Annotated in this window: 26 protein-coding genes and 2 pseudogenes; 24 read left to right on the forward strand and 4 right to left on the reverse strand. The window is 59.0% G+C overall.

The features are described from left to right. Window positions 1-200 precede the first annotated feature (200 nt). From K6U75_15645 to K6U75_15745, 21 genes and pseudogenes are all read left to right on the forward strand, one after another. On the forward strand, window positions 201-1,301 hold the full coding sequence (locus tag K6U75_15645; GenBank protein ID MCL6476474.1) for a substrate-binding domain-containing protein: 1,101 nt from the start codon (window positions 201-203) through the stop codon (window positions 1,299-1,301). Between the two features lie 107 nt (window positions 1,302-1,408). Beyond that, entirely contained in the window at window positions 1,409-2,218 is an 810-nt protein-coding gene (locus tag K6U75_15650; GenBank protein ID MCL6476475.1) for a prepilin-type N-terminal cleavage/methylation domain-containing protein, read from the forward strand. 208 nt (window positions 2,219-2,426) lie between these two features. After that, a complete protein-coding gene (locus K6U75_15655) occupies window positions 2,427-3,506 on the forward strand; it encodes a GntR family transcriptional regulator (GenBank protein MCL6476476.1) in 1,080 nt (359 codons plus the stop codon). A 19-nt stretch (window positions 3,507-3,525) separates the two neighbouring features. Continuing rightward, window positions 3,526-3,708 (forward strand): annotated as a pseudogene (locus K6U75_15660) (DUF1559 domain-containing protein). 678 nt (window positions 3,709-4,386) lie between these two features. Beyond that, window positions 4,387-4,584, forward strand: a complete 198-nt coding sequence (locus tag K6U75_15665) for a hypothetical protein (GenBank protein ID MCL6476477.1) — start codon at window positions 4,387-4,389, stop codon at window positions 4,582-4,584. Between the two features lie 204 nt (window positions 4,585-4,788). Beyond that, window positions 4,789-5,774: pseudogene (locus tag K6U75_15670) on the forward strand (hypothetical protein). Between the two features lie 134 nt (window positions 5,775-5,908). Next, a complete protein-coding gene (locus tag K6U75_15675; GenBank protein ID MCL6476478.1) occupies window positions 5,909-6,049 on the forward strand; it encodes a hypothetical protein in 141 nt (46 codons plus the stop codon). Between the two features lie 194 nt (window positions 6,050-6,243). Then, complete coding sequence (locus K6U75_15680) at window positions 6,244-6,465, forward strand: type II toxin-antitoxin system MqsA family antitoxin (GenBank protein ID MCL6476479.1); 222 nt, start codon at window positions 6,244-6,246, stop codon at window positions 6,463-6,465. 84 nt (window positions 6,466-6,549) lie between these two features. Next, complete coding sequence (locus K6U75_15685; GenBank protein ID MCL6476480.1) at window positions 6,550-6,765, forward strand: hypothetical protein; 216 nt, start codon at window positions 6,550-6,552, stop codon at window positions 6,763-6,765. Window positions 6,766-6,778: 13 nt separating this feature from the next. Next, the gene (locus K6U75_15690; protein MCL6476481.1) at window positions 6,779-7,027 is read left to right on the forward strand and encodes a DUF2283 domain-containing protein; all 249 of its coding nucleotides are present in this window, start codon (window positions 6,779-6,781) and stop codon (window positions 7,025-7,027) included. A 72-nt stretch (window positions 7,028-7,099) separates the two neighbouring features. After that, window positions 7,100-8,206 carry a hypothetical protein gene (locus tag K6U75_15695; GenBank protein ID MCL6476482.1) on the forward strand — a complete coding sequence of 369 codons (1,107 nt, stop codon included), beginning with the start codon at window positions 7,100-7,102 and terminating at the stop codon, window positions 8,204-8,206. 123 nt (window positions 8,207-8,329) lie between these two features. After that, window positions 8,330-8,773, forward strand: a complete 444-nt coding sequence (locus K6U75_15700) for a hypothetical protein (GenBank protein MCL6476483.1) — start codon at window positions 8,330-8,332, stop codon at window positions 8,771-8,773. Further along, on the forward strand, window positions 8,737-9,063 hold the full coding sequence (locus tag K6U75_15705) for a hypothetical protein (GenBank protein MCL6476484.1): 327 nt from the start codon (window positions 8,737-8,739) through the stop codon (window positions 9,061-9,063). The genes K6U75_15700 and K6U75_15705 overlap by 37 nt, the downstream gene beginning before the upstream one ends. After that, window positions 9,047-9,850, forward strand: a complete 804-nt coding sequence (locus K6U75_15710; protein MCL6476485.1) for a hypothetical protein — start codon at window positions 9,047-9,049, stop codon at window positions 9,848-9,850. Before K6U75_15705 ends, K6U75_15710 begins: the two co-directional genes overlap by 17 nt. A 9-nt stretch (window positions 9,851-9,859) precedes the next feature. Beyond that, window positions 9,860-10,672 carry a hypothetical protein gene (locus tag K6U75_15715; protein ID MCL6476486.1) on the forward strand — a complete coding sequence of 271 codons (813 nt, stop codon included), beginning with the start codon at window positions 9,860-9,862 and terminating at the stop codon, window positions 10,670-10,672. Window positions 10,673-10,674: 2 nt separating this feature from the next. Further along, window positions 10,675-11,505, forward strand: coding sequence for a hypothetical protein (locus K6U75_15720; protein MCL6476487.1), 831 nt, complete (start codon window positions 10,675-10,677; stop codon window positions 11,503-11,505). A gap of 3 nt (window positions 11,506-11,508) precedes the next feature. Beyond that, window positions 11,509-12,168 carry a hypothetical protein gene (locus K6U75_15725; protein MCL6476488.1) on the forward strand — a complete coding sequence of 220 codons (660 nt, stop codon included), beginning with the start codon at window positions 11,509-11,511 and terminating at the stop codon, window positions 12,166-12,168. A 14-nt stretch (window positions 12,169-12,182) separates the two neighbouring features. After that, window positions 12,183-12,962 carry a C40 family peptidase gene (locus tag K6U75_15730; GenBank protein MCL6476489.1) on the forward strand — a complete coding sequence of 260 codons (780 nt, stop codon included), beginning with the start codon at window positions 12,183-12,185 and terminating at the stop codon, window positions 12,960-12,962. A gap of 19 nt (window positions 12,963-12,981) precedes the next feature. Further along, window positions 12,982-13,353: a DUF92 domain-containing protein gene (locus K6U75_15735; GenBank protein ID MCL6476490.1), complete on the forward strand. Its 372-nt coding sequence runs from the start codon at window positions 12,982-12,984 to the stop codon at window positions 13,351-13,353. Next, window positions 13,235-13,750 carry a DUF92 domain-containing protein gene (locus tag K6U75_15740; protein ID MCL6476491.1) on the forward strand — a complete coding sequence of 172 codons (516 nt, stop codon included), beginning with the start codon at window positions 13,235-13,237 and terminating at the stop codon, window positions 13,748-13,750. The genes K6U75_15735 and K6U75_15740 overlap by 119 nt, the downstream gene beginning before the upstream one ends. Window positions 13,751-14,007: 257 nt before the next feature. Next, the gene (locus tag K6U75_15745; protein MCL6476492.1) at window positions 14,008-14,697 is read left to right on the forward strand and encodes a hypothetical protein; all 690 of its coding nucleotides are present in this window, start codon (window positions 14,008-14,010) and stop codon (window positions 14,695-14,697) included. 128 nt (window positions 14,698-14,825) lie between these two features. Here the strand turns inward: K6U75_15745 and K6U75_15750 are convergent, their stop codons facing one another. The 4 genes from K6U75_15750 to K6U75_15765 form a co-directional block, all read right to left on the reverse strand. Beyond that, window positions 14,826-16,070, reverse strand: a complete 1,245-nt coding sequence (locus K6U75_15750) for a Gfo/Idh/MocA family oxidoreductase (GenBank protein ID MCL6476493.1) — start codon at window positions 16,068-16,070, stop codon at window positions 14,826-14,828. A 13-nt stretch (window positions 16,071-16,083) separates the two neighbouring features. Then, window positions 16,084-18,069 carry an OPT/YSL family transporter gene (locus K6U75_15755; protein ID MCL6476494.1) on the reverse strand — a complete coding sequence of 662 codons (1,986 nt, stop codon included), beginning with the start codon at window positions 18,067-18,069 and terminating at the stop codon, window positions 16,084-16,086. 140 nt (window positions 18,070-18,209) lie between these two features. After that, entirely contained in the window at window positions 18,210-18,962 is a 753-nt protein-coding gene (locus K6U75_15760) for a sugar phosphate isomerase/epimerase (GenBank protein MCL6476495.1), read from the reverse strand. Window positions 18,963-19,042: 80 nt separating this feature from the next. Next, entirely contained in the window at window positions 19,043-20,065 is a 1,023-nt protein-coding gene (locus tag K6U75_15765; GenBank protein MCL6476496.1) for a beta-lactamase family protein, read from the reverse strand. Window positions 20,066-20,145: 80 nt separating this feature from the next. On the opposite strand from K6U75_15765, the gene ltaE reads away from it, so the two are divergent. From ltaE to K6U75_15780, 3 genes are all read left to right on the forward strand, one after another. Then, the gene (gene ltaE / locus K6U75_15770; protein MCL6476497.1) at window positions 20,146-21,177 is read left to right on the forward strand and encodes a low-specificity L-threonine aldolase; all 1,032 of its coding nucleotides are present in this window, start codon (window positions 20,146-20,148) and stop codon (window positions 21,175-21,177) included. Window positions 21,178-21,248: 71 nt separating this feature from the next. Beyond that, window positions 21,249-22,316 carry a hypothetical protein gene (locus K6U75_15775; protein ID MCL6476498.1) on the forward strand — a complete coding sequence of 356 codons (1,068 nt, stop codon included), beginning with the start codon at window positions 21,249-21,251 and terminating at the stop codon, window positions 22,314-22,316. 76 nt (window positions 22,317-22,392) lie between these two features. Next, window positions 22,393-22,757: hypothetical protein (locus K6U75_15780; protein MCL6476499.1), on the forward strand; the 365-nt coding region annotated here is incomplete at its 3' end.

The following is a 22,757-nucleotide window of genomic DNA, read 5'->3' on the forward strand; positions in this document are numbered from 1 at the left end:
GCCTCCTTCCCTCGCAGGGAAGGGGGAACGCCCCTCTCCTCGTAGGAGAGGGGACGGGGGTGAGGTAAGACAAGCGGTAGTAAGAACGCCTTGCTCCTTGCGCTACAACCAACTTCTCAACAATTCTCGAACACCCCCCAAAAAACGCTTGACATTCCCGGCACGAATTGTTATAGTAGATATAGAATGTTATAGTACAAATGACGGTGAATATGATGCCTGTATCCGAGCCACGTTACCGGCGTATCCAGAAGCATATCGAGCAGCTCATTGCGCAGCGGAGAGTGCGTGAAGGAGAGCGCATCCCCAGCGAGCGCGAAATCGCCCGGCAGTTCGGCGTGAGTCAGATGACCGTCAACCGCGCCATTCAGGAGCTGGTGCGCAATGGTGTTCTCGTGCGCCGGGTGGGCTCGGGAACGTACGTACAGCGCAGACAACCTGTGGGGCGGGCTGTTAGCCGCAGCACCGTGGTGATGGTGCCGCCTTTTGCAGACCATCTGGAGGAGGACACCTATCTGCGCTGGCCTTTCCATGCGTTTCGGGACAGGGCAAGAGCAGACAACTTCGCACTGGTGGTGGAACCCGCTTCCTATGAGGATTACGAGCAAGTCGTGCAGCATCACCCGGATGCCGGATTCATTTTCCTGATACCCCCTGAGGAGGGTTATGATACCCTGCATCGTCTTTTCATCAGGGGTGTGCCGTTTGTGGTGCTTGGAGCCTCATGGACGGACGCACCTTTCGCCTGTGTGGATAGCGACAACATCGGCGGCGTGCGCATGGCGATGAACTATCTGTTTCGGCTCGGACATGAACGTATCGCCTACGTGAACGGCAAGGAATCCGCGACGAACTGCCGCGACCGGCTGCTGGGCTATCGACAGGCGATGGAGGAGCAGGGCATCGCGGTGGAAGAGCGGTGGATTGTGCGTCCGCATTCCAACTGGCGGATGGGTGAGGAGGCTCGCCAGCATCTCACCTCTGTGCTGCTGCAGCGGGATGCGGTTACCGCGGTACTGTGCGCCGGTTACTATCTGGCGCTGGAGGCGTTGGGGCTGATACGGACACTGCGCCTGCGTGTGCCAGGGGACGTGAGCCTTGTCAGTTTTGATGACCCGCCCTCGGCAGCACACCTGCAGCCCCCACTGACGGTGGTGCGCCAGCCGCTGTACGCCATGGGCGAACGTGCCGTCGAGAGGCTGTTGCGCCTGATGCGCTCGCCGCATAGCGAGCCAGGCGGAGTGGAATATCTGCCGGTGGAACTGGTGGTACGCGAGTCGTGTGAACGCTTGCTGAGATAGTGATTTCCCCTTCGTCGGCAGCTGGTGAAGGGACACTTACGGCAAATTGTTACATAACAAACAGGCATCTTTAGCAACGACTGTAACATTTAAAAACCGAGACCAACATGAGGAGGGTAACCAGCATGAAACGCAACGGCTTTACGCTCATCGAACTGCTCGTCGTGATAGCGATTATCGCTATCCTGGCGGCGATCCTGTTCCCCGTGTTCGCACAGGCACGGGAGAAGGCACGCATGACCGGTTGTCTGTCCAACACGAAGCAAATTGGTCTGGCGCACAACATGTACATTCAGGACTACGACGAGACCTTCGTGTGGAACCCCTGGCCTGGCGGACCCGGTGGGGCGCCCTGGTGCGGCAACCCGGACCAGCCTACCCTGATATGGACCGGTGCGTTGATGCCGTACATCAAGAACAAGGGAGTGTTCCAGTGTCCCAGCATTGGCGCAGGGCGTACCCAGAGCATGTGTCCCTGGTGTCCACAAGTCGGCGACTGCCGGTACTATGTGGCAAACTATGTGGAGGCTAACGGACGGTTGCCGGACTACTGCATCACCTACGGCTTCAACGAGTATGTCATCGGCAACCAGTGCACGCCGCGCACACTTGGCTCCATCGGCTCGCCCGCTTCGGTGGCTATCTTTGCGGACAGCATCGCCATGATGTGGGCGTCCTTCTACGGTATCACCGTCAACGGGGAGGGTCCCTTCTGGTGTGCTTCCGACCCCACCAGCGGCTGGATGTACGGCATTCCCGTACACCACGTGACGGGACCTGCCAATAAGCCTGTGGGTGCCATCAACTTCGTGTATGCGGATGGTCACGCTAAGTCCGATAGAAACTTCTGGGCGGACGATTCCTATCCGGTGCACTGTCGCGGCGGCTATCGCGGCGCGTTGCTCTGGAAAGACTGATAAGGGAACGCCCTCACTCCCAGCCCCTCTCCCGAAGCTTCGGGAGAGGGGAGCCGTCATCTTCGGGATGCCCCACGTGCGTTGCGCAGACTAAAGCCTGTAGCTGCCATCGGTTGATTTCTCAACACATCTCCCCCAAAATCTCTTGACAAAATTTGCTAAACCCTCTATACTCTTATTAAAACTATCAAAACACTGGGGTAATACAATGTCAGCAACGCGCTGGCAACAGATTGTCGAAACCTTTCGTGCGGGCATCGAAGCGGGGCAATGGCGACATGGCGACCGCCTGCCATCCGAAACCGAGCTGGCACGGCAGTGGGGCGTCTCCCGAATGACCGCTCATCGCGCAATGAATGAGCTCCAGCGTTTGGGGCTGGTGGAGCGCAGGCGACGCAGCGGCACCATCGTTTCCTCTCGCAGAAAGCAACATACTGGCTGTGTGGCACTGCTTTTGCACCACTCGCATGATTCGCTGGAGATGGCTTACCTGAGGGGTATCCACGCCGGCTTGCCGGAAGAGGTGCGCCTGGTAGTTTGTGATACCAAAGGCGATGCCTCCAGAGAGGCGCACTACCTGCGACGGATGGCTCATGAGGCGGATGGCATTATCCTTTTTCCAACCTGCGAGCCGGAGAACACCCCGGTTCTGGCGCGTTTGCTGGAAGCAGGCACCCATATCGTGTGCATCGACCGTTATCCTGAGGCAATCTCCGTCGATGCTTTCGTTTCCGATAACTACGGTTCCACGCTGGAGGCACTGCGCTACCTGGTCGCTCAGGGGGCACATCCGATAGCGCACCTGACCCATCCGTATATGCATGTCTCTTCCTTGAGGGAAAGGTACACGGCGTTTTTGGACGCCCTGCGTGAGGCAGGATACACGAAGCCAGAACAATGGACACGCCAGTTTCCGGCGGTGCCAGCGCGCTATCAGCAGAGCGTCACGCAGATGGTAGCCGACGCCATTACGGTCCTGCGCGGCGAAGACACCCCATTACGTGCCGTGTTCTGCCTGAACGACTATCAACTCTTTGCCGTACTGGAGGCCTGTGAACGGATGAACCTGAGAATACCGGAGGACCTGCAGGTGCTGACGTTTCATGATAGTCTGTTCCTGCTACCGCAGGTAACGCAACGATTGCATCGGCTGGTGCAACAGCCGTTTGAACTGGGCAGACGTGCTGCCGAGCGGTTGCGCTTTTTGCTGGAAGGGCAAATCTCGTCGCCGACCGTGCTGCGATTGCCCGTCCAGTTCTACCCGGCTACTACGGACGCAAACCCTTGAAGAAGGAGGTTCAACGATAATGAAGCGTCACCATGGCTTTACCCTGATTGAGCTGCTGGTGGTTATCGCGATTATCGCGATACTGGCAGCCATCCTCTTCCCGGTTTTCGCCCAGGCACGGGAGAAAGCCCGGACAACCACATGCCTCAGCAACATGAAGCAGCTCGGGCTTGCAGCGTTAATGTATGTGCAGGACTACGATGAGAAGTTCGCTCCAAACCGCCTGTGGCACGATGGGGGCACACACTCCACCTGGCGTTGTCTCGTGATGCCGTATATGAAGAACGACCAGATGTTCCTGTGTCCCTCGGCACCGCGTTCGCTCAACACATTCTACTGGGACCTGTGGGTCGGTCCGACCGGTTGCGTGTGCGACGTGAGCATGACCATCGATGACTTCAACGCGAATCCACGTCGCATGAAGGGACAGGCGAACTATGGCGTCAACGGCGATGTGTTCAACGCCAACGGGCGATACATCGTGGGGCTGGCGGCTTTTGACCGGCCTGCCTCTACTATTATGATCCTTGAGACACGCGACTTCTGGCCAGATCTCGGTACATGGACGTTTGGTTGGAATTACGACTCCGGCGGAGGTAGTCTCCCCTTCTGGCACAATAAGGGCGGCAACTGGGTGTTCGCAGACGGTCATGCGAAGTTCCATCGGCTGCAACAGACTATTCAGACGAACAGCTTTATGTGGAACCTGAGCAACGACCCGAACACCGATTGCCCGGAGGGCAGTCCTTACTGCGTATCGCCGCGCGGCGCGTACGACCTGGTGGCTTTGTCTAACGCCATTCCACCCGCATATCGGTAACAGAGATCTTCGGATGGGGGCAGCGCGTGCTGTCCCCGTCCAATCAAGAGGAGGCAGACGGTGCGAAAAGAGATTTCTCCCGCGGCGGCTGTGGCCGTCATTCTGGTCGTACTCGTCATTGTGGGGGCAATCTTCTACTGGAAAACCAGGTCCCCATCGAGCATCCCCAGTGCAGAGGGTGGTCCGCCGCCCGATGTGCAACGGCGTATCCAGATGGGCACGGGTTCACCAACGGCTCCGCCCGCGTCCACGCGATAGCAACCCGTCAGGGTTCCGTCTTCTCGGATGGTCGTGCTCCCTCATGACCAGCATCTGGCCGCTAACGTGATATCATGGCGTACGCCGCGCAAGAGATTCCTCTGCGTGCCCGGCGTACGCCCATCGCCCTTCTGGCACGCAGGAATGGCAGCCCCCGGCGGTGTATTCGGTTCAGGAGGCTAGCAGGAGGGTCGATTGCGTATTATGAGCGATATTCTCACTCCCAAACAGCAGGCTATCTGGGCACTGGAGCGGAAGCCGCCGCGTCCGAACAGCATGGTACCGACCTTCGAACTGGAGTTCCAGCTCACCCAGGAGCTGCTGGGCAAGGAATATCATCACTGGCATGAGTTCCAGAATGCCAGCAGCGCCGAACGTGACCGAATGTTGCGCGAAAACGCCGAACTGTACATCGAGGTTGCCGAGCGACTGGATTACAGCATCATCATGATTGTCCATGCTCCCGATGATGATGGACTTGGGCAGACCATCCGGTTCATCCGCGACCTCGTTGGCGACAAATACCTGCTGATTGCGCACGGCGACGCGACGTTCGCCATCCCCTCCGGCAGCGATATGGTCGAGGTGGCGACCGCCTTCTTCGAGCGACCGGATGAAATGCACGATACGGCGAAACGGAATGTGCAATGGGCGCTGCAGAGGGGAAAACGCCTGCGGGAAGAATACGGCATTGACGGCTTTGCCCTGTGCGCGGACTATGCGTTTAATGATGGACCATTCCTTTCTCCCCGTATGTTCCGGCGGTTCGTCACGCCCTACCTGAAGGAGCTCGTGGCGGGCTACAGGGCAATGGGGTTGTATGTCATCAAGCACACCGACGGCAACATCATGCCCATCTTGGACCAGATTGTGGAGGCAGAGCCACACGGATTGCATTCCATCGACAGTCAGGCGAAGGAGATGGATATCGCGAAGGTGAAAGCGCTGGCAGGGGACAAGCTGTGCCTGCTGGGCGGGGTGCAGTGTAGCCTGCTGCAGACGGGTACCGGAGAGGAGATTATCGAGAACTGCAAGTATGTGCTGAAACACGGCATGCCGGGTGGGGGCTATGTGTACGCCACACGAACGTCGCATTCAAAGGGCTGCCGCTGGAACGTTACCTGTTGATGCTGGAGATGCGCGAGCGTTACGGCTGGTACGACGAGCAGGGCAAGTCCATTCTGGAGTAAAAAGCAGTTCAAATCGTGGGCGAACGCCTCTAAACCGTTCTGTGTCTGGACTAGTTTGTGATAATTCAAGCCAGCTTCGCCCACACCGAGCAACAGCGATATGAACATCAGGTCTGTGCGGAGATATAATGGATGTGGAACGAGCAAGTGATGACCTGAAGTTTATCCAGGACTGTGTGCGTCACGGACGTGTGTTCTGGACATACCACGTGAACATGCGATTAAGACAGCGCGAGATAGACCGCCTCATGGTGCGCGATAGCGTGGATACGTAAGAGGTTATCGAACGCTACACGCAAAGTGAGGCTTCCCGCTACCTGCCCAGCTGTCTAGTTCGAGCTGAGTGTCATACAGAACCAATCCACATCCTGTTTGCGTTGGATAGAGATGGCAACAATGTTCGGGTTATTACTGTCTATCGTCCGGACCCACAAAGGTGGGAGGATAACTATCGCAGGAGGAAAACAATATGAAATGCCATGTGTGTGGAGGAGTACTGGAACCAACGGAGTCCGATTTACCTTTTAAGGTCGGGAAAAAGCGAATAGTAATCGTGAGGCAGGTACCAGTGTTCCAGTGCAACCAGTGCGGTACTTACCTTCTCGAAGACAGTGTTATGCGGCGTGTGGAGGCAACCCTCGCTGCGGTAGATGCTAACGTGGAGCTGGGGGTTGTTTCCTATGCTGCGTAAGTAGCAGTGCTTCGCCTGACAATGGTAGCTGGTAACGAAAACGCAAAACGGCATGTCTGGATACATCCTCACACCTGAGAACGAATGAGCGAACGCGGGGCTACTGAGGAAGAGGTGGTAACAACCGTTCAGGAGGGCGAGCAGTTCTCTGCCAAATTTGGGCGATGTGGTTACCGCCGCAACTTTGCGCAGAGCGGGACATGGCGTGGGCGTGTTTACCCGACCAAGCAGGTCGAAGTCTACGCCGCTGAAGAAGATGTTACAATTGTTGTTGTTACAGTCATCGTGAAGTACTTTTGAGGAGGGATATCCTGTGGAACTCCGGTATGACCCGAAGTACAATGTCGCCTACATTCGCTTCCGGCAGCACTCTGAGGAGATAGAAACCGTCCGTCTGAGCGATGAGGTGCTGGTGGACATCGCGCCAGACGGACGTATCTTCGGGATCGAATTGCTCAACGCCAACGAACAACTGGGTATTCTACACGGGTTGGATTTCCGATTTACCGATGAGTCCACCGGATTCACGGTGCAGGTTCCTCTGAAGCAGAAATCAGCCTGAGAGAGCGCGCTATTCCAGCGAGCTGGCCCGTCGGCGCAACCGGACAGAGAGTACTCTAAAGGAGGAAATCGGATGGAGGTGCATCATTATCCTTCTATTGACCAGCTGCCCGTGCAGAGGGAGCTGCCCGACCCCTTTGTGCGTGCTGATGGTAAGCGCATCGCCTCGTCGCGCGAATGGAAACCCCTACGCGAGTACTGGCAGGCGATGGTGCTGCACTATGAATACGGCGAACTACCCCCCAAACCGCGCGGAGTGCGAGCGGAAATCGTGGACCAGAGGGAAATGCCGCACCTCAAAGCCACACGCACCGAATACCGCCTGCACATCGAAACGCCTGTTCCCCTTGCGGTGCGTCTGCTGCTTTACCGCCCGAAGCGCGGCGGACGACTGCCAGCTATCATCGACGGCGACCTGTGCTGGGGCGAACCGAAGGGCGAAATCGTGGAGGAAGTGCTGAAGCGGGGCTACATCCTGGCCTTTTTTGACCGCACGCACATCGCCCCCGACAGCGCGGAGCGCAAAGGCATCTATGAGGCATACCCCGACTACGAGGGCGGCAGGCTGGCGGCATGGGCGTGGGGCTTCCACCGCGTGGTGGACTGGTTGATTACCCAGCCGTATGTCGCTAGCCGACGGATTGCCGTCACCGGGCACTCGCGCGGCGGCAAGACCGCCCTGCTGGCAGGGGCGACCGAGGAACGCATCGCGCTGACCGCTCCCAACAACTCGGGCTGCGGCGGCGCGGGATGTTATCGCTATCAGGCGCAGGGCAGCGAAACCATTGCCGACATCCTGCGCAACTTCCCTTACTGGTTCCACTCGCGCTTTGCGCAGTTCATCGGCAGGGTAGAACGATTGCCTTTTGACCAGCACACCGTGAAGGCGCTGGTGGCTCCACGTGCGTTAATCAGTACGGAAGCTCTGGGCGACCTGTGGGCGAACCCTGAAGGCACGCAGGTGACTTACCTCGCCGCCAAAGAGGTGTACCGCTTCCTGAAGGCGGAAGAGCGCATCGGTATCTGGTTCCGCGACGGTGAACACGAGCACTCGCTGGCGGATTGGCAGGCGATGCTCGACTTTGCCGACTGGCAATTGCTGGGCAAAAAGCCTGTACGCGCGTTTGACAGGCTGGCGTTTCCCGCGAGAGACGGTGTGTATTCGTGGCGATGCCCGTAAGCCGCTGACATCAGCCCCATCTCAGGGGCAGGGATACACTTGCATGGCGCAGAATAGTTTCCTTGACATGGAGAGTGTTTCTCCCTATAATAACGCGGGGTCTCCGGCAACGGTATCCTGCGGATGAACGACGACCAGGCGACGCGCCATACTCTGCAATGGACAGTGCACCTGTTGCGCCAGCAACCCCAAAAGGCATGGGGTGCTGCAGGGGTGATGGTGCTGGCGGCGGTGCTGGTAGGTGTGGCGTTTCGCAGTGCGGGCATGGGCTTGCTCGCGCTGGTGTTGCTGTGGCTGGCGACGCGCGATTACTGGTTGCCGGTTCGCTACACGGTCAGCGAGAAGGGCGCGGCAGTACGGTATCTGGGAGCAGCGTTTGACATCCCGTGGGAGCGGGTGAAGTACGTTACCGTGGCTGCAGACGGTGTGAAGCTGAGCCCGTTGCCACCGCGTTCGCGATTGGAGCCCTTTCGGGGCGTATACCTGCGGTTTGGCGACAACCGGGAACAGGTGCTGGAGGCGATTGCCTTTTGGAGAGAATCGACCGCTGGCAAGAAGATGAGCTGAGCGACGAGGAGCGCGACGCCATTCTGGAGCGCATCGCGCAGGGCATTGTGCAGCGAGGGATGGCAGCTCCGGCAGTGTTGTTCCTGGAGCTGAACAAGCCGCTGTCGTTCGTCGCGAGCCAGTCGTTGATTGTGCTCACGCCGTTTCTCGCTCCCTTCTTGGGGTTAGAGAACGTGCACCGCTACAGCCGACTGCTGGAAAAGCGGGAGAATGTGGAACTGCTGATTGAACGCATTGAACAGCTAGAACACGAAAAAGGACAGGAGCAATCGGATGCAACACGCCTTTGAGAAAATCTGGCCCGTGTTGATTGTGGAGGTGTTGACTGCCATCATCATCATCTGGCGGATTATCTCCGCACAACGGGGCAAAGAGCTGTTCATCCGGCGCATCCCGGGGCTGAACGCCATCGATGAAGCCATCGGGCGCGCCACCGAAATGGGGCGTCCCGTGCTGATGGTGCCGGGCATTGGCGGGTTCGGCATCGTGGCTTTGCAGGCGTTGAGCATATTCAGCTATATCGCCCGCTCCACCGCCAAGTTCGGCAACCGCATCCTGATGCCGGTGGCAGACCCGACGGTGTATACCGTCGCAGAAGAGGTCATCCGGGACGCCTATCAGGCGGAAGGACATCCCGAACGCTTTGACCCAGACTCGATCCGCTTCCTTTCCGACCGCCAGTTTGCCTTTGCCTCCGGCGTGGCAGGTTTGATCCAGCGCGAGAAAATCGCTACTTCTTTCATGTTCGGGGAGTTTTTCGCCGAGTCGCTGATTTTTGCGGAGACAGGCAATATGGTGGGGGCGATTCAGGTTGCAGGCACTATCCACACCACGCAAATTCCGTTCTTTATCGCCGCCTGTGACTACACCATCATCGGCGACGAGTATTACGCAGCAAGCGCGTACATCTCGCGCAACCCAACTATGCTGGGCAGTCTGGTCGGACAGGATTTCGGTAAGCTGCTGGTCGCTTCGCTGTGCGTGCTGGGTTCGATTGCCGCCACGCTTGTCGCCCTGAACGTGCCGGTGCTGGGTGACGCAGGCAAGTGGCTTGTAGACCTTTTTACCATTCGTTAGGGGGGGACTATGCTCGATCCGTTGGTTCGTTTCTTCGCGCCTAAACCGCTCAGTGCCGTACCGTACTATGTGGCGGGCGCGGTGGTTTTCAGTATCCTTGTGGTGATTCTGCTGATTAACCTACCCTCACGGGCAAGGAAGCCCCTGATTGCCATCGTCACGTTCCTCGCAGGGCTTTTCTACGCGACTGAGTTCTTCTGGCCCATCGACAAGGCAACCAACAAAAACTTCCTTACCGATTATCTGGTGTCTGCAAGCAAGCTGGGTAGTCTGTTGGCAGGGATGACCTTAACGCTGGGTATCTTGAGCTTGCTGCGCGTGCATGGGCGCAACATTGTCCGTCTGCGCAGCGGCTGGTACAATAGCCTTGCTTTGCTCACGGCAATGGTGGCGATGGTCGTCTTCGGATTGATGGACAAGTACAGCGATAACGCCACCGCCAAAAAGGTGTTCAATGTGCTTTTTGAAGGCATGTTGATTAACATGGATGCCACCATGTTCTCGCTGATTGCGTTTTACATCGTGTCTGCCTCCTACCGCGCCTTCCGCATCCGCTCGATAGAAGCCACTATCCTGATGACCGCGGCGTTTCTGGTGATGCTGGCGCAGGTGCCTGTCGGTCTGGCGTTGACTTCGTGGATACCGCGTGATGGCGCGTGGGATTTCTTGCGTCTGGAAGTTGTCAAAGAGTGGTTGTTGACCGTGCTGAACGCCGCCGCGCTGCGCGCCATCGCCTTCGGACTGGGCATTGGCGGTTTGGCAATCTCGTTGCGCATCTGGCTGAGCCTCGAGCGAGGAGCATACTTCGAAAAGGAGATTTAGACATGCAGGGAAGTGTCTGGCAAAAACTACAATCCATTGACCGTCGCATCCTGTATGCCCTGCTTCTCGTGGTCATCATCGCGCCGCTGTTTTTGCCCATACGCCTGCCGACCGTGACCATGCCATCGACCCAACGGCTATACGACGCCATCGAGTCGATACCGCCTAATGGTTTCATCATCATCAGCAGCACGTGGAGCGGCGGCACCCGCGCCGAGAACATGCCCCAGACCATCGCCATCCTGCGCCATGCGATGCAACGGCGACTGCGCGTGGCGGTCTTCTCCTTCGACGTGCAGGGCACACAACTCTCTTTAGACATCGCCAAACGGCTGGCGCAAGAGTATGGTTACGAGTACGGTAAGGACTGGGTGCACTGGGGCTTCCGTCCGCAGGCAGAGGTGGTGATGAAGTCGATGGTGCGCGATATCCCCGGCACCTTCGACAAGGACTACGACGGCAAGCCGACCAAAGACATGCCCGTCATGCAGGGCATTCGGGACATCAAGGACGTGCACGCCATTGTGGAGATTGCCGCGAGCGGTATCTATGCGAGCTGGATCGGGCTGGTGGTGGGCGTTAATCCCGACCTGAAGTTTGGTTTCTGCCCGACCTCGGTGATGGTGCCCGAGACCTATCCCTATTTGGCATCGGGGCAGATTGTGGGCACGATGGAAGGGATGCGCGGAGCTGCCGAATACGAGAGCCTGCTGCGCAAGCCGGGGCTGGCGTCGGTGGGAATGGGTAGCATCTCGCTGGCACACGTGCTGATTATGCTACTCATTGTGATTGGAAATATCGGCTACTTTGCGTCACGAAGGCGGAGGTCGTAACGAATGGAACAGTTGTGGCAGGACTTTCTTTCTCGTCCGGGCATTTACATCGGGGCAATCTGCACTCTGGCGTTAATGAGCCTTATCTACCGTGAGAACGCCGTCTATCGGTTCTTCGAGCATATCTTCATCGGATTGGCGGCGGGCTTCTCGATCGTCGCGCTGGTTAAGAACATCCTCGACCCCTTCCTCTACCGCCCCGTCTTCGAGAAAGGGGAGTGGTACTGGACGTTCGTGTTCATGTTTGGGCTATTGTTCTACTTCATCCACAGCCGAAAACACAACTGGCTGAGCCGTCTGCCCATCGGTTTCCTGATGGGCTTCTCGGCAGGTCAGACGTTCCAGATTTTTGCCAACACCTACCTGCCCCAGCTGTCCGACTCGTTCCGGCCCCTCTACGTGACCACGCCGGACGGCGCAGTGGACATCGCACGGGGGATCAACAACCTTATCTTCATGGTTGTGCTTGTAACGGTCATGAGCTATTTCTTCTTCTCGTTTGAGCAGAAGAGTAGAGCCATCCGCAACTCCGCGCAGTTCGGGCGGTGGGTGATGATGGTGGCATTTGGCGCGATTTTTGGAACAACCATTATGGCGCGTATGGCGCTGCTCTTCGACCGGATGTACTACATTTTCGGGGATTGGTTGCGGTTGGTACAGTGAGAAAAGGAATAGTCGTGGAGATAGTTAAAAGCCCTCTGCGTGTGGCAACAGTAGCCTGTCTCTGCCTCTTCACGATGGTGGCAGGGGCGGATACCTACCTGTCGATCGAGCTACCTGTCCCGCCGCCGGAACCGCCACGCCCTGTACCAACGCCGACCGGGACACCATCGCGTTCCAGCCCACCGCGCACCACACAGGCAATCGGACGGCTTGGGGTAACCACCAGCCCAGCTCCCATCTACGCCAGCCGCAATGTACATGGTAGGCTGTACGCCCGCTGTGAGGCGATGACCTATCTCGCCGTGACGCACCAGGCGGGCGCATGGTACGGGGTGCTGATGGCGGACGGTAGCGTGGGCTGGGTTCCGCGCCAGCACGTGCGGCTGCTGGACTATGAGGTGGTGCCAGCCAGCCCAACGTCAACGGGTGCGCTGGGAGAACGCATTGTGCAGACCGCGCTGCGTTTTCTGGGCATCCCCTACCGCTGGGGTGGAACTTCGCTCAACGGACTGGACTGTTCGGGCTTCGTGCAGAAGGTGTTTGCCCTCAACGGCATCCGCCTGCCACGCCTTGGCAGGCATCAGGCGCAGGTGGGAACTCCTGTTCCCGACCTCTCACTGGTGCAGCCGGGTGACCGGCTCTACTTCCGTTCCAGCAAGCAGCCTATCTCGCATACTGGCATCTACATCGGCAACGGCTACTTCATCCACGCCGCGCGGGGGCGCGGTCGCGTGGCAATTGACCGCATCACCGACCCCAAGTACCTGAAAACGCTCGTCGGCATCCGCCGATAGCGAAGGGCAGGTGCAGAGTTTGGTCGTATCCCTCCTGCTGGCTGCGTTTCTCGCCGCGGCAGTAGTGCTGCCTGCCCTCCGATGGCGGTGGCTCTCCCCATCGGGCGCGCTGGCGGCGTTCGTGGTGGGATGGGTTACCTTTGGGGCGGGAGGCTGGCAGGCGGCGACAGTGTTACTGACCTTCTTCGTGACCTCCAGTGCCTTCAGCCGCTGGCATGCCGGGCGAAAACGGCGCATGGAATTGCTCACAGCGCCGGCGGGAGGCAGCGCAGGTGATCGCCAACGGCGGTGTTGCTACGGTGTGCATCGCTGTGTACGCTTTGACGGGCGACTTTCACTGGTGGATGGCTTTCGCCGGGGCGTACGCCGCCGCCAATGCGGACACGTGTAGCAGCGAGATCGGCGCGCTATCCCCTGTGCTACCGCGCCACGTGCTCACCCTGCGCCCCCTGCAAACGGGCGATTCGGGCGGGGTGACCGCGCTGGGTCTGCTGGCAGGCGGTGCTGGCAGTGCGGTGGTGGCGGCTGTTGCGTGGGCGGTGCACCCGCTAGGATTCGGGCAGGTGGTCATGGTCACGGTGGGCGGACTGCTCGGCAGCCTGCTGGACAGCGTGCTGGGCGGCACGGTTCAGGCGCGGTACCGGTGCGCCGCGTGCGGAGAGACGGTGGAGCGCTCGGAGCATTGCGGGGTGCCTGCTGTACATACTGGCGGCTGGCGATGGATAGATAACGATGTGGTGAACCTGTTTTGCACGCTGATCGGAGCAACTGTGGCATTCATCGGCTAAGGCGTCGCCGCTGTTAGAACAGTCCGTAAGTTTTCGTGTGTACCCAGCCCCCTTCCCCGCAGGGGAAGGGGGAGTGCAGAACGCCTCTCTCCTCGCAGGAGAGGGGACGGGGTGAGGTCGCCCTCCCTTCCTCCCGCAGCGTCGGGAGAGGGGCAGGGGGTGAGGGCAAACCACCACCTCCGCCAGAAGATTTTTTCAACAATTTCCCGCTGACCCCCGCAAAAATGCCTTGACCAATCCAACACGAGTTTGATATATTGACTGCAGTAGAGCATCTTTCCAGAGGGTGGCGTCAGGAAGTTCCTGAAGGCTTTCAAAACCTTCACCATCTGTCGCATCGTGGCACGTATACGTATGACGGCGCGGGCAGGCTGATACAGGTGGTGGACGCAGCGACCAACACGACGGAGACGTATGTTTGGAACGCCGACGGCACGCTGGCGAGTTTTCCGGGGCCGGGCTACACGCGGCTGCTGGAGTATGACGAGGAGGGCAGGCTGGTTCGCATCCGTCGGGACTACGGCGGGGGCAACGTGCAGCTGGCGTATGAGTATGGCTACGGATTTGACGGCGGTCGTCGCTGGCGCAAGGACTACCTGAACGGGGTATGGACGCGGTATCCCTGCGGGGTAGCGTGCGGTGCTGGCGACTTGGTGGAGCAGCAGAAGCCGCTGGAGGGTGGCAGCTGGACGGTGAGTGCGCTGTATCTGCAAGGCATCTCGCTGGTGCGTCGAAACAGTGAATGGCATCACTTTGACCCGTTAGGCACGGCGCAGGTCATTACCAACAACTCGGCGGGGGTGGTGAGCAACAACCTGTATGACGTGTTCGGGGTGCTGCGTCATCAGCAGGGCAGTGCGCAGACGCCGTGGAGGTGGCAATGGATACAGTGGGGATGGGGAGGGTTGACGATGGTGCGCTCTGGTAACCGCCGGAGTTCTGGATGAACGGATAAGGAGGGTGTTCCGTAAGCCCGCCAGACTCCACTTGGGGGGCGAGGCTCCCGACGAGCCGTTAAACGTCTCTCCGTGATGAACATCCCCGTCTGCGCTCCCACCAACTCACGCCTTTCTGTTCAGCCCTCGCGGTAGTATCTTTTGTGCGCTGGCGATAGATAGCGCCACACGTACTGCCCCCACGGTTTGCGGTAGATACGGCACAAGTAGCGGTTCGCCTGCTCGTCGCCGATAACTATCTCCTGTTTGGCGTCCCAGTGCACCGCCCGCCTTGTGCGCAGGGCGATGTTCGCCAGATGCATGGCGTTCGTGGACCAGTGTCCCCACTCAATCGGCGCTACTGGCTGCTTGCGGCTTCTCACGCAGTTCAGAAAGTTGCGCACATGCGGTTCATCCTGTGGACTGCCGCCACGCTGCATGGGACGGGTGCGGTCGCCTTCGGGATATATCTCGAAGCCCTCCCGCAGCAGACGCATGGTACCATTCGTACCGTAGAAGGCGATTCCATACCCGCTACCCTCGATGGGGTGTGCATTCGCATGGTAGACCGACGCCTGCACATGGAAATCGCCATAGTCCAGCAGTGCATCCTGCGTATCGGGCGTGGTGCGGTTGTCCCGTAAAGCATATTTGCCACCGGTGGACACCGCCAGACGCGGTGCGGTAACTCCCAGCACCCAGTGCACGGTGTCGATATGGTGTATCGCCCACGCCAGCATGTGCCCACCCGAGTAATCCCACTGAAACCAGTAGCCGGGTGCGTAGCAGCGGTTGGGGTTGAAGGGACGTTTGGGCGCAGGTCCCAGCCACAGGTCGTAGTCGATATCGGGTGGTGGTTCGGTGTCACCCGGATTACCGATGCCGTCGGGTGACTCGTTCCACGCATTCCACACACGCACGTGCGTGATTTTACCCAGCACGCCGGAACGTATCAGTTCACGCGCCTCGGCATAGTGCTGTCCGCTGAGCTGCTGCGTGCCGTGCTGCACGATGCGGTTGAACCGTTTGGCGGCGTTCACCGCCGCGCGTCCCTCCGCGACATTGTGCCCCAGTGGCTTCTCCACATACACATCCTTGCCCGCTTCGCATGCGGCGATGGTCATGATGCAGTGCCAGTGGTCGGGCGTGGTCACAAACACCGCATCCAGGTCCTTCCGCTCCAGCAGGCGGCGGAAGTCCTTATAAGGCGTGGCTTTACCTCCGGTGAGCTGCACAGCCTGCGCCAGACGCTGTTCCATCACGTCACACACGGCGGCGATTTGCACGTCGGGGTTCGCCATCGCCACCCGCATCAGGTGCTGCCCGCGTCCGCCCGTGCCGATAAAGCCCAGCATAATCCTCTCGTTTGCACTCACGTGAGACATGTGCACACCCTCCTTATCCGTAAGGCCAGACGATGAAGGTCTTGGTGCCGGTAAAGATGCTCACCAGCATCCACAGGCTACCCATCGTACATTCGCCCAGCACCAGTCCGAGGAAGAACGGAATTGCCCGCTGGTACGAGCGCAGACCGCCGACCTTCATGATGACCACCTTACACACCCACGCCACCAGCAGCGAGAACCACAGCACGCTCAGACTCCAGCTACTGGAGATGGCGTAGCCCACCGGATGCAGGGGGAAGTTGGCGATGTTCATGCGCAGGATACTCAGCACCGCGGTCACCGCGAAACCCACCATCATCGCCCAGATGACGTTACGCTGTTGCAGCGAGGAGACTGAACCTGACAGCAGTGAGGTGATGCGGTCATACGGCTCTCTGCCGAAGATAGTGCTGACGTACGGGGTATCCGCCTTGGACGCTGCGCCCCACTGGTAATGCAGATGCACGTTCACGAAGAAGCCGGTCAACGTGCCCCAGAACACCGCGAACACCAGCACCCAAAACATCGCTCGCATGGAGGAACGGGTGCGTTCGGCGGCGCGCAAGCCCTCGATGTGCGTGGGCATCGGGTGGGCGCGGTAGGCGCGGTTGAACCCCTGTATCGGCGCGAACATCACCAGGTCCTGCCGCTTCAGGTTCTCCACCCCGAACAGCAGTGGTATCAGCCGCTGTGGACCCGAGTCGTGCAGGTCATGCGCTGGTGGACCCAGCTCGGCGCGCATTCGTGTTACCGCCAGCGAGATGGCGAGATAGATGAGCAGCGAGAGGACGATGACCCAGCCGCTCATGCCGGTGGAGAGGAAGAAGAGATATATCGCCACGAGACTTGCCAGAAAGCCCAGCGCTGCCCAGCGATAGGGCAACGCTTCCCCTTTGTCCGTACCGTCTGAACCGCGCCAGATTGCCGAGAAACCGTGCGCCAGCGCCTTGCGTGCGGTGTACAGCGTGAACAGCGCGATGCCCATGTACGCCCCGAAAGACTGCTCGTTCACGTAGGGGAAGCCGGGTATCTGGTTCCAGCCGTAATAGGCAGCGATAATGGGCTGTAGCTTCCACAGCCAGAAGAAGAACCAGCAGGAAAAGAGCAGGTCGGTCGGCAACAGCACCCCAATGCCCACAATCCACGGGAAGAAGGCCAGGGGCAGCCAGCCAATGGCGTTCCACGGCGGGGTGGTGATATACTGTTCCAGCGTCTGCCAGCGCACGTACGGCTGGGGGATGCTGGGGAACAGCCGGTTCAGCCCGAACCAGATGTCGTTCACCGCCGCCAGCGTGAAGGCAATCCAGAACAGGCGGTTCTGAAACACCGGCACGCGCGGCTGCACCAGCTCCAGAGGCAGCTGCACCAGAGGATAAGACAGCCTCTCGCGGTCGGTCCACTGCTTGCGCAGCAGCACGTTCAGGCAGAACATGCCGAACGCCAGCACCGTGAAAAAGCCCGTCCAGATGAGCAGCGGTGGTGTCCAGATGCGCAGGTCCCGCCCGTTCCAGAAGTTGGCATTACCGATGTAGTATTTATCTACTGCGTCAGTATCGCTCACAAACAACCACTTCGGCAGGTAGGGGATGACCTCACTCTCCCAGCGGTTCGCAGGGTTGGCGTACTTAAACGGATAGGTCAGTATGGGGGTGATGACCTCGATCAGGTCGTGCGACGCCATTACTGCGGTCATCAGGGTAAAGAAGTAGACGGTCATCAGTTCCGCCGGTGAGAAGCGCCAATGTGGCACGATGCGCCCGACCACGGCGTTCACCGCGATGAGACAGAGCAGCACAAACAGGATATGTGGAAACAACGAGATGGTTGTCGGTTGCCCTGCGTAACGAATGGCTTCGATAGAGATGTTAAACCATGCAATCAGCGGAGCAAGAATAACCCCAATAACCACCGCACGGAGGGTCACACCACGCTGTGCGGAAACTGCCTCTTCTCGCGCTTCTGATTCTGCACGTATTCTTTGCCAGATAGTTGTTGCCATACATGTCTGCCTGTTGTTGAGGTTTCACAGTGACATACCCATGCTGGAGGGCGAATCTCCGGGTGAGCCGTCTACTCCGTCTCTCCTCGCGGAGGGGGAGGGGTACGGCTCGGCAGGATCTTCGCCCTCCACGCTGTCGCTTACAGTAATCCCTTGGACTTCAGGAACTCCAGACTGAGCTTTGCGCTTTCCAGAGGCGGGCGTTGACACACATCCTGTTCTACCGCCATCCACTGCACCCCGCTCTCTTCCGCCGCCTTGAAAATAGCGTCCCAGTCCAGAATGCCGTGCCCAACCTCGGCGAAGCTGCCGTCTTGCGCCATATCCTTCAGGTGCAACAGGGGTACTCTCCCGGCGTACTTGCGGATATATTCGGCAGGGTCTTCGCCGCCATGCTTTACCCAGTAGGTATCCAGCTCCGACTGCACCAGCTTCGGGTCGGTGTTCTCGAAGAGGATGTCCAGCCCGTACTTGCCGTCGAACTTCTGGAACTCGAACGAGTGGTTGTGGTAGCAGAAGTTGAAGCCTGCCGCCACGACCTTTTCACCGATAGCGTTCATGCGTTTGGCAACGTTCTTCCAGCCTTCGGCGTCCTTGCGCAGCTCTTCAGGCATCCAGGGCACCACGATGTACTCCATGCCCAGCCCTCGCGCCAGACTCAGCACGCTATCCAGTTCATTTTCCAGCTGGTCGATGCCGAAATGCCCACCGAACACCTTCAGTCCGAGGCTATCGAGAAACTGCCGGGCTTCCTCAATGCTCATGCCACCCGTACCGGAAAGCTGCACCGCCGGGTAACCCATCTCTGCTACTTTCTGCAGCGTCCCCTTGAAATCACGCGCCATGTCGTCGCGCACGGTATAGGTCTGCAATGCAATGCCGAACTTGCCCATTTGCTTAACCTCCTGCAGGTTGCTTAACTTTTCAGTTCGCCACAGCGGGCGATTTTTCCTGTGCCTCGCGACCGCAATCGCTATTGCCTCAGCACCTCCATCACACGGCGCACGGCGCCGCTTGCCCGTTCGTCTCCAGCGTTGGTGGCTACCAGGAATCCTCTTCGTGAGCGAGGCAAGAGCAGAATCTGGGCTAACCACATGGTGTTGCTGCCCGCGTGTTGCAGTGCGGTCTCCTGAGCCCAGGATGGACGCGATACACCCCATCCCATGGCGTAGGTGCTGCCTGCTGGTGGGGTGTGCAGCTTCACGAAGGTCGCCTTGCCAAGCAGGGGAGGGTTTTCTTCAGACGCGCCCTTTAAGTGCAGGATTGCGAAACGCGCCCAGTCTGGCAGGGAGAGGTGTACCGTACCCGCAGGACCGAGAAAAGGAGGGTTATCCGCCAGGGGAGATGGAGGCACCGGCGAGTATCTACCCGCCACAGAACGATGCCCCCATGCCCCAGCCGTCGGCGCGCCGAACCCGGCGCTTTTTATTCCCAGAGGGCGAAACAGGTGTTCCTGCATCAGTTCTTCCCACGTCGTGCCCATGACCGCCTCCACCATTGGACCTGCGACCACGTAGCCGCCGTTCGAGTAGATGGTCTTCTCACCCGGGCTGGCAACGGGCTTCTCCTGCAGGGTGATTCGCGCCGCCTGCAACCGCTGAGTGGCAGAGCGGTTCCAGACTCGAGAAAACAGCTGGCGGTGAGCACTCAGGTTTTGCGGCATACCGGAGCGGTGTGTGAGCAACTGTTCTACGGTGACCTTCCAGTATTCGCGACGGATGTCTCTTCGGATATCCGACAGCACCTCGGCCACCGTACTTGACCAATCCAGCTTGCCCACCTCCACCAGACGGGCGACCAGAGTGGCTGTCATGGATTTAGTACAGGAGCCGATATGGAATCGGTCATCGCGTTGTACCTGGTCGTCCTTGTCCGCGCGACGTCTCCCTGCGGCGCCAAGTGCGACCAGTCTGTTCTTTTCTATAAGGGCTGCCGCCAGCGCGGGCACTTGTGCCTCCGCGCGCACCGTCTCCAACAGAGCGTTCAGGTCCCGCATCTCAACCTCCATAACGTTGATTTTGAAACGGGCACAGTGTATCCTGTAGAGGGAATATTCTCTCAACAGGGGAGGCTATCATGCATCGTCTGGTGGATTTGCGCAGTGATACCGTCACCGTGCCCACCCCGGAGATGCGTCGCGCGATGGCAAACGCCGAGGTCGGCGACGACGTGTATGGGGAGGACCCGACCATCAACCGTTTGCAGGAGCGGGCAGCGGAGTTGCTGGGTAAGGAAGGTGCGCTGTTCGTGCCGTCCGGCACGATGGGGAACGAAATCGCGATTAAAGTTCACACCCGCCCCGGCGATGAGGTGCTGCTCGACGAGGATTGCCACATCGTGAAATGGGAACTGGGCGCGGCGGCGTTCATCAGCAACGTGCAGCTGCACACATTGTCCAACCAGCGGGGCATCGTGCCCGTCGAGGAATATGCCAGACGCATCCACCCCGGTGACGACCACGTGCCACCTACCCGCCTGATTTGCATGGAAAACACCCACAACGCGGCGGGCGGGGTGGTATTGCCGCTGGATTACATGCGCGAGATATGGAATCTCGCCCAGCAGCACAGTGTGGCAGTGCATCTGGACGGGGCACGCATTTTCAACGCCTCTGTGGCGCTGGGCGTACCCGCGAAGGAGATCGCCGCGTGTGCCGACTCGGTGATGTTCTGCTTATCGAAGGGACTGGCGTGTCCGGTTGGGTCAATGCTGTGTGGCTCGCAGGCGTTCATCGAGGAGGCGCGGCGCGTGCGTAAGATACTGGGTGGGGCGATGCGGCAGGCAGGGGTGCTGGCAGCGGCGGGACTGGTCGCGCTGGACAGCATGATCGACCGTCTGGCAGACGACCACCAGCGCGCCCGCCGACTGGCGGAGGCAATCGCGAACATGCCTGGCTTCTCGGTGGATATGGCGACGGTGCAAACCAACATGGTGTATGTGCAAACTCAACAGCCGGCACGACGCATCGTGCAGCAGCTGGAAACTCTGGGCGTGCTATGTCTGGACGTGTTTCCACATACCATCCGACTGGTCACCCACAAGGACGTCGACGATGAGGACATTACCCGCGCGATAGACGCTTTCGCCAGAGTGGCGAGCATCAGCTGAAGACACGTGCAGGCGTCTGCGCATTGAGACGCGAAAAAAGTGTCCAGGAACGGGAGAGGAGGTATACTGTGATGTCATGGATGAGCCCCAAAGAGCGGTTTTACACTTGCGTCGCGCACAAACAGCCCGACCGTCCGCCCATTCAGTTCTACACCACTCCAGAGTTCGAAGCGAAGCTGCAGGAACGGTTCCCCGGGCAGAACCTGCTGGAGGTGCTGGAGGTGGATTTCCGAACGGTGTGGGTGCCGCGAAAGAAGCCGTTGCGCCAGCCTGAGCCGGGTAGCAAGGTGGCTTATTACGACGAGTGGGGCATCGGGTACACGCGACAATCGTATGGCTTCGGCGAGTACCTGGAGGCGTATGAACTGCCTTTCGCCACCATGACGACGCTGAGAGAGGTGGACGAATATCCGTGGCCCTCAGTGGACGATTACGATTTCTCCCATTTGAAAGAAGATTGCAAGGCGGTGGGAGATTACGTGGTGTGCTTCGGACACGCTGGGATTCCTGACATCATCAACGGAGTCAGCCGCGGCAGAGGCATGGAACAGGTGCTGATAGACATCCTTACCGAAGATGAGGTGGGCGTTGCCATCATTGACCATCGGGTGGAGTTCTTCTATGAGTTCGTGAAGCGCGGACTGGAGGCAGCAGACGGTCTCATTGACGTGCTCTGCCTGGGCGAGGATTTGGGCAATCAGCTGGGTCCGATGGTCTCGCCGGAGGTGTTCGACCGCTTCTTCCGCCCCCGTCTGCAGAAGTTCTATGACCTTGGGCATCAGTACGGGTGCAAGGTGATGATGCACAGCTGCGGCAGCACACGCAAGCTGCAGCCGAGTTTCGTGGAGATGGGGCTGGACATCCTGGACGCCATGCAACCCGAGCCGGTCGGCATGAACCCCGAAGAGATAAAGCGCGAGGTTGGCGATAAACTCACGCTGTGCGGGCTCATCAGCACCCAGAAGACGTTGCCTTTCGGAACCATCGAGGAGTGTATTGCTGACGCGAAGCACCGCGTAGAGGTTATCGGAAAGGACGGCGGTTACATCTTTGCGCCTTCGCATTGCATCCAGCCCAATACACCGGTGGACAACGTGCTTGCCGCCTATGAGGTGGTCACCGGCAAACGGCTGCGCTAACCGGAACTTCCTTTGTCTGCTGTCAAATCGGCGGCTCGTGGTATAATTGCAGTGAGAAAAAGCGAGGCGAGGCAACATGATAGACACGCTGGCTATCTACGAAAAGCTCAAAGAGGTCATGGATCCGCGCGCAGCGGAGGGAGTTGCTGAGGTGCTGGGCAACGCTGTCCAGCAGGTTCAGGATTCGATGACCGAGCGCTGGTTCCGCACACTCGATGCCGAAATAAGGGGGCTGCGCGAGGAGATAGAAGAACGCTTTGCCCGCATGCAGCAGACCGTCGAGGACATCCTGCGCGTTCAGCGCCAACACACGGAAGAGATTGCTGAACTGCGGCAGGCCACGCAGCAGAACACACAGGCAATCGCCGAACTGCGCGAGATGACGCAGAAAAACACGCAGGCGATTGCGGAACTGGTGCAGGTTACTCAGCAGCACTCCAG

The organism is Bacillota bacterium, assembly GCA_023511455.1.
In the GTDB taxonomy this organism is placed as follows: domain Bacteria; phylum Armatimonadota; class HRBIN16; order HRBIN16; family HRBIN16; genus HRBIN16.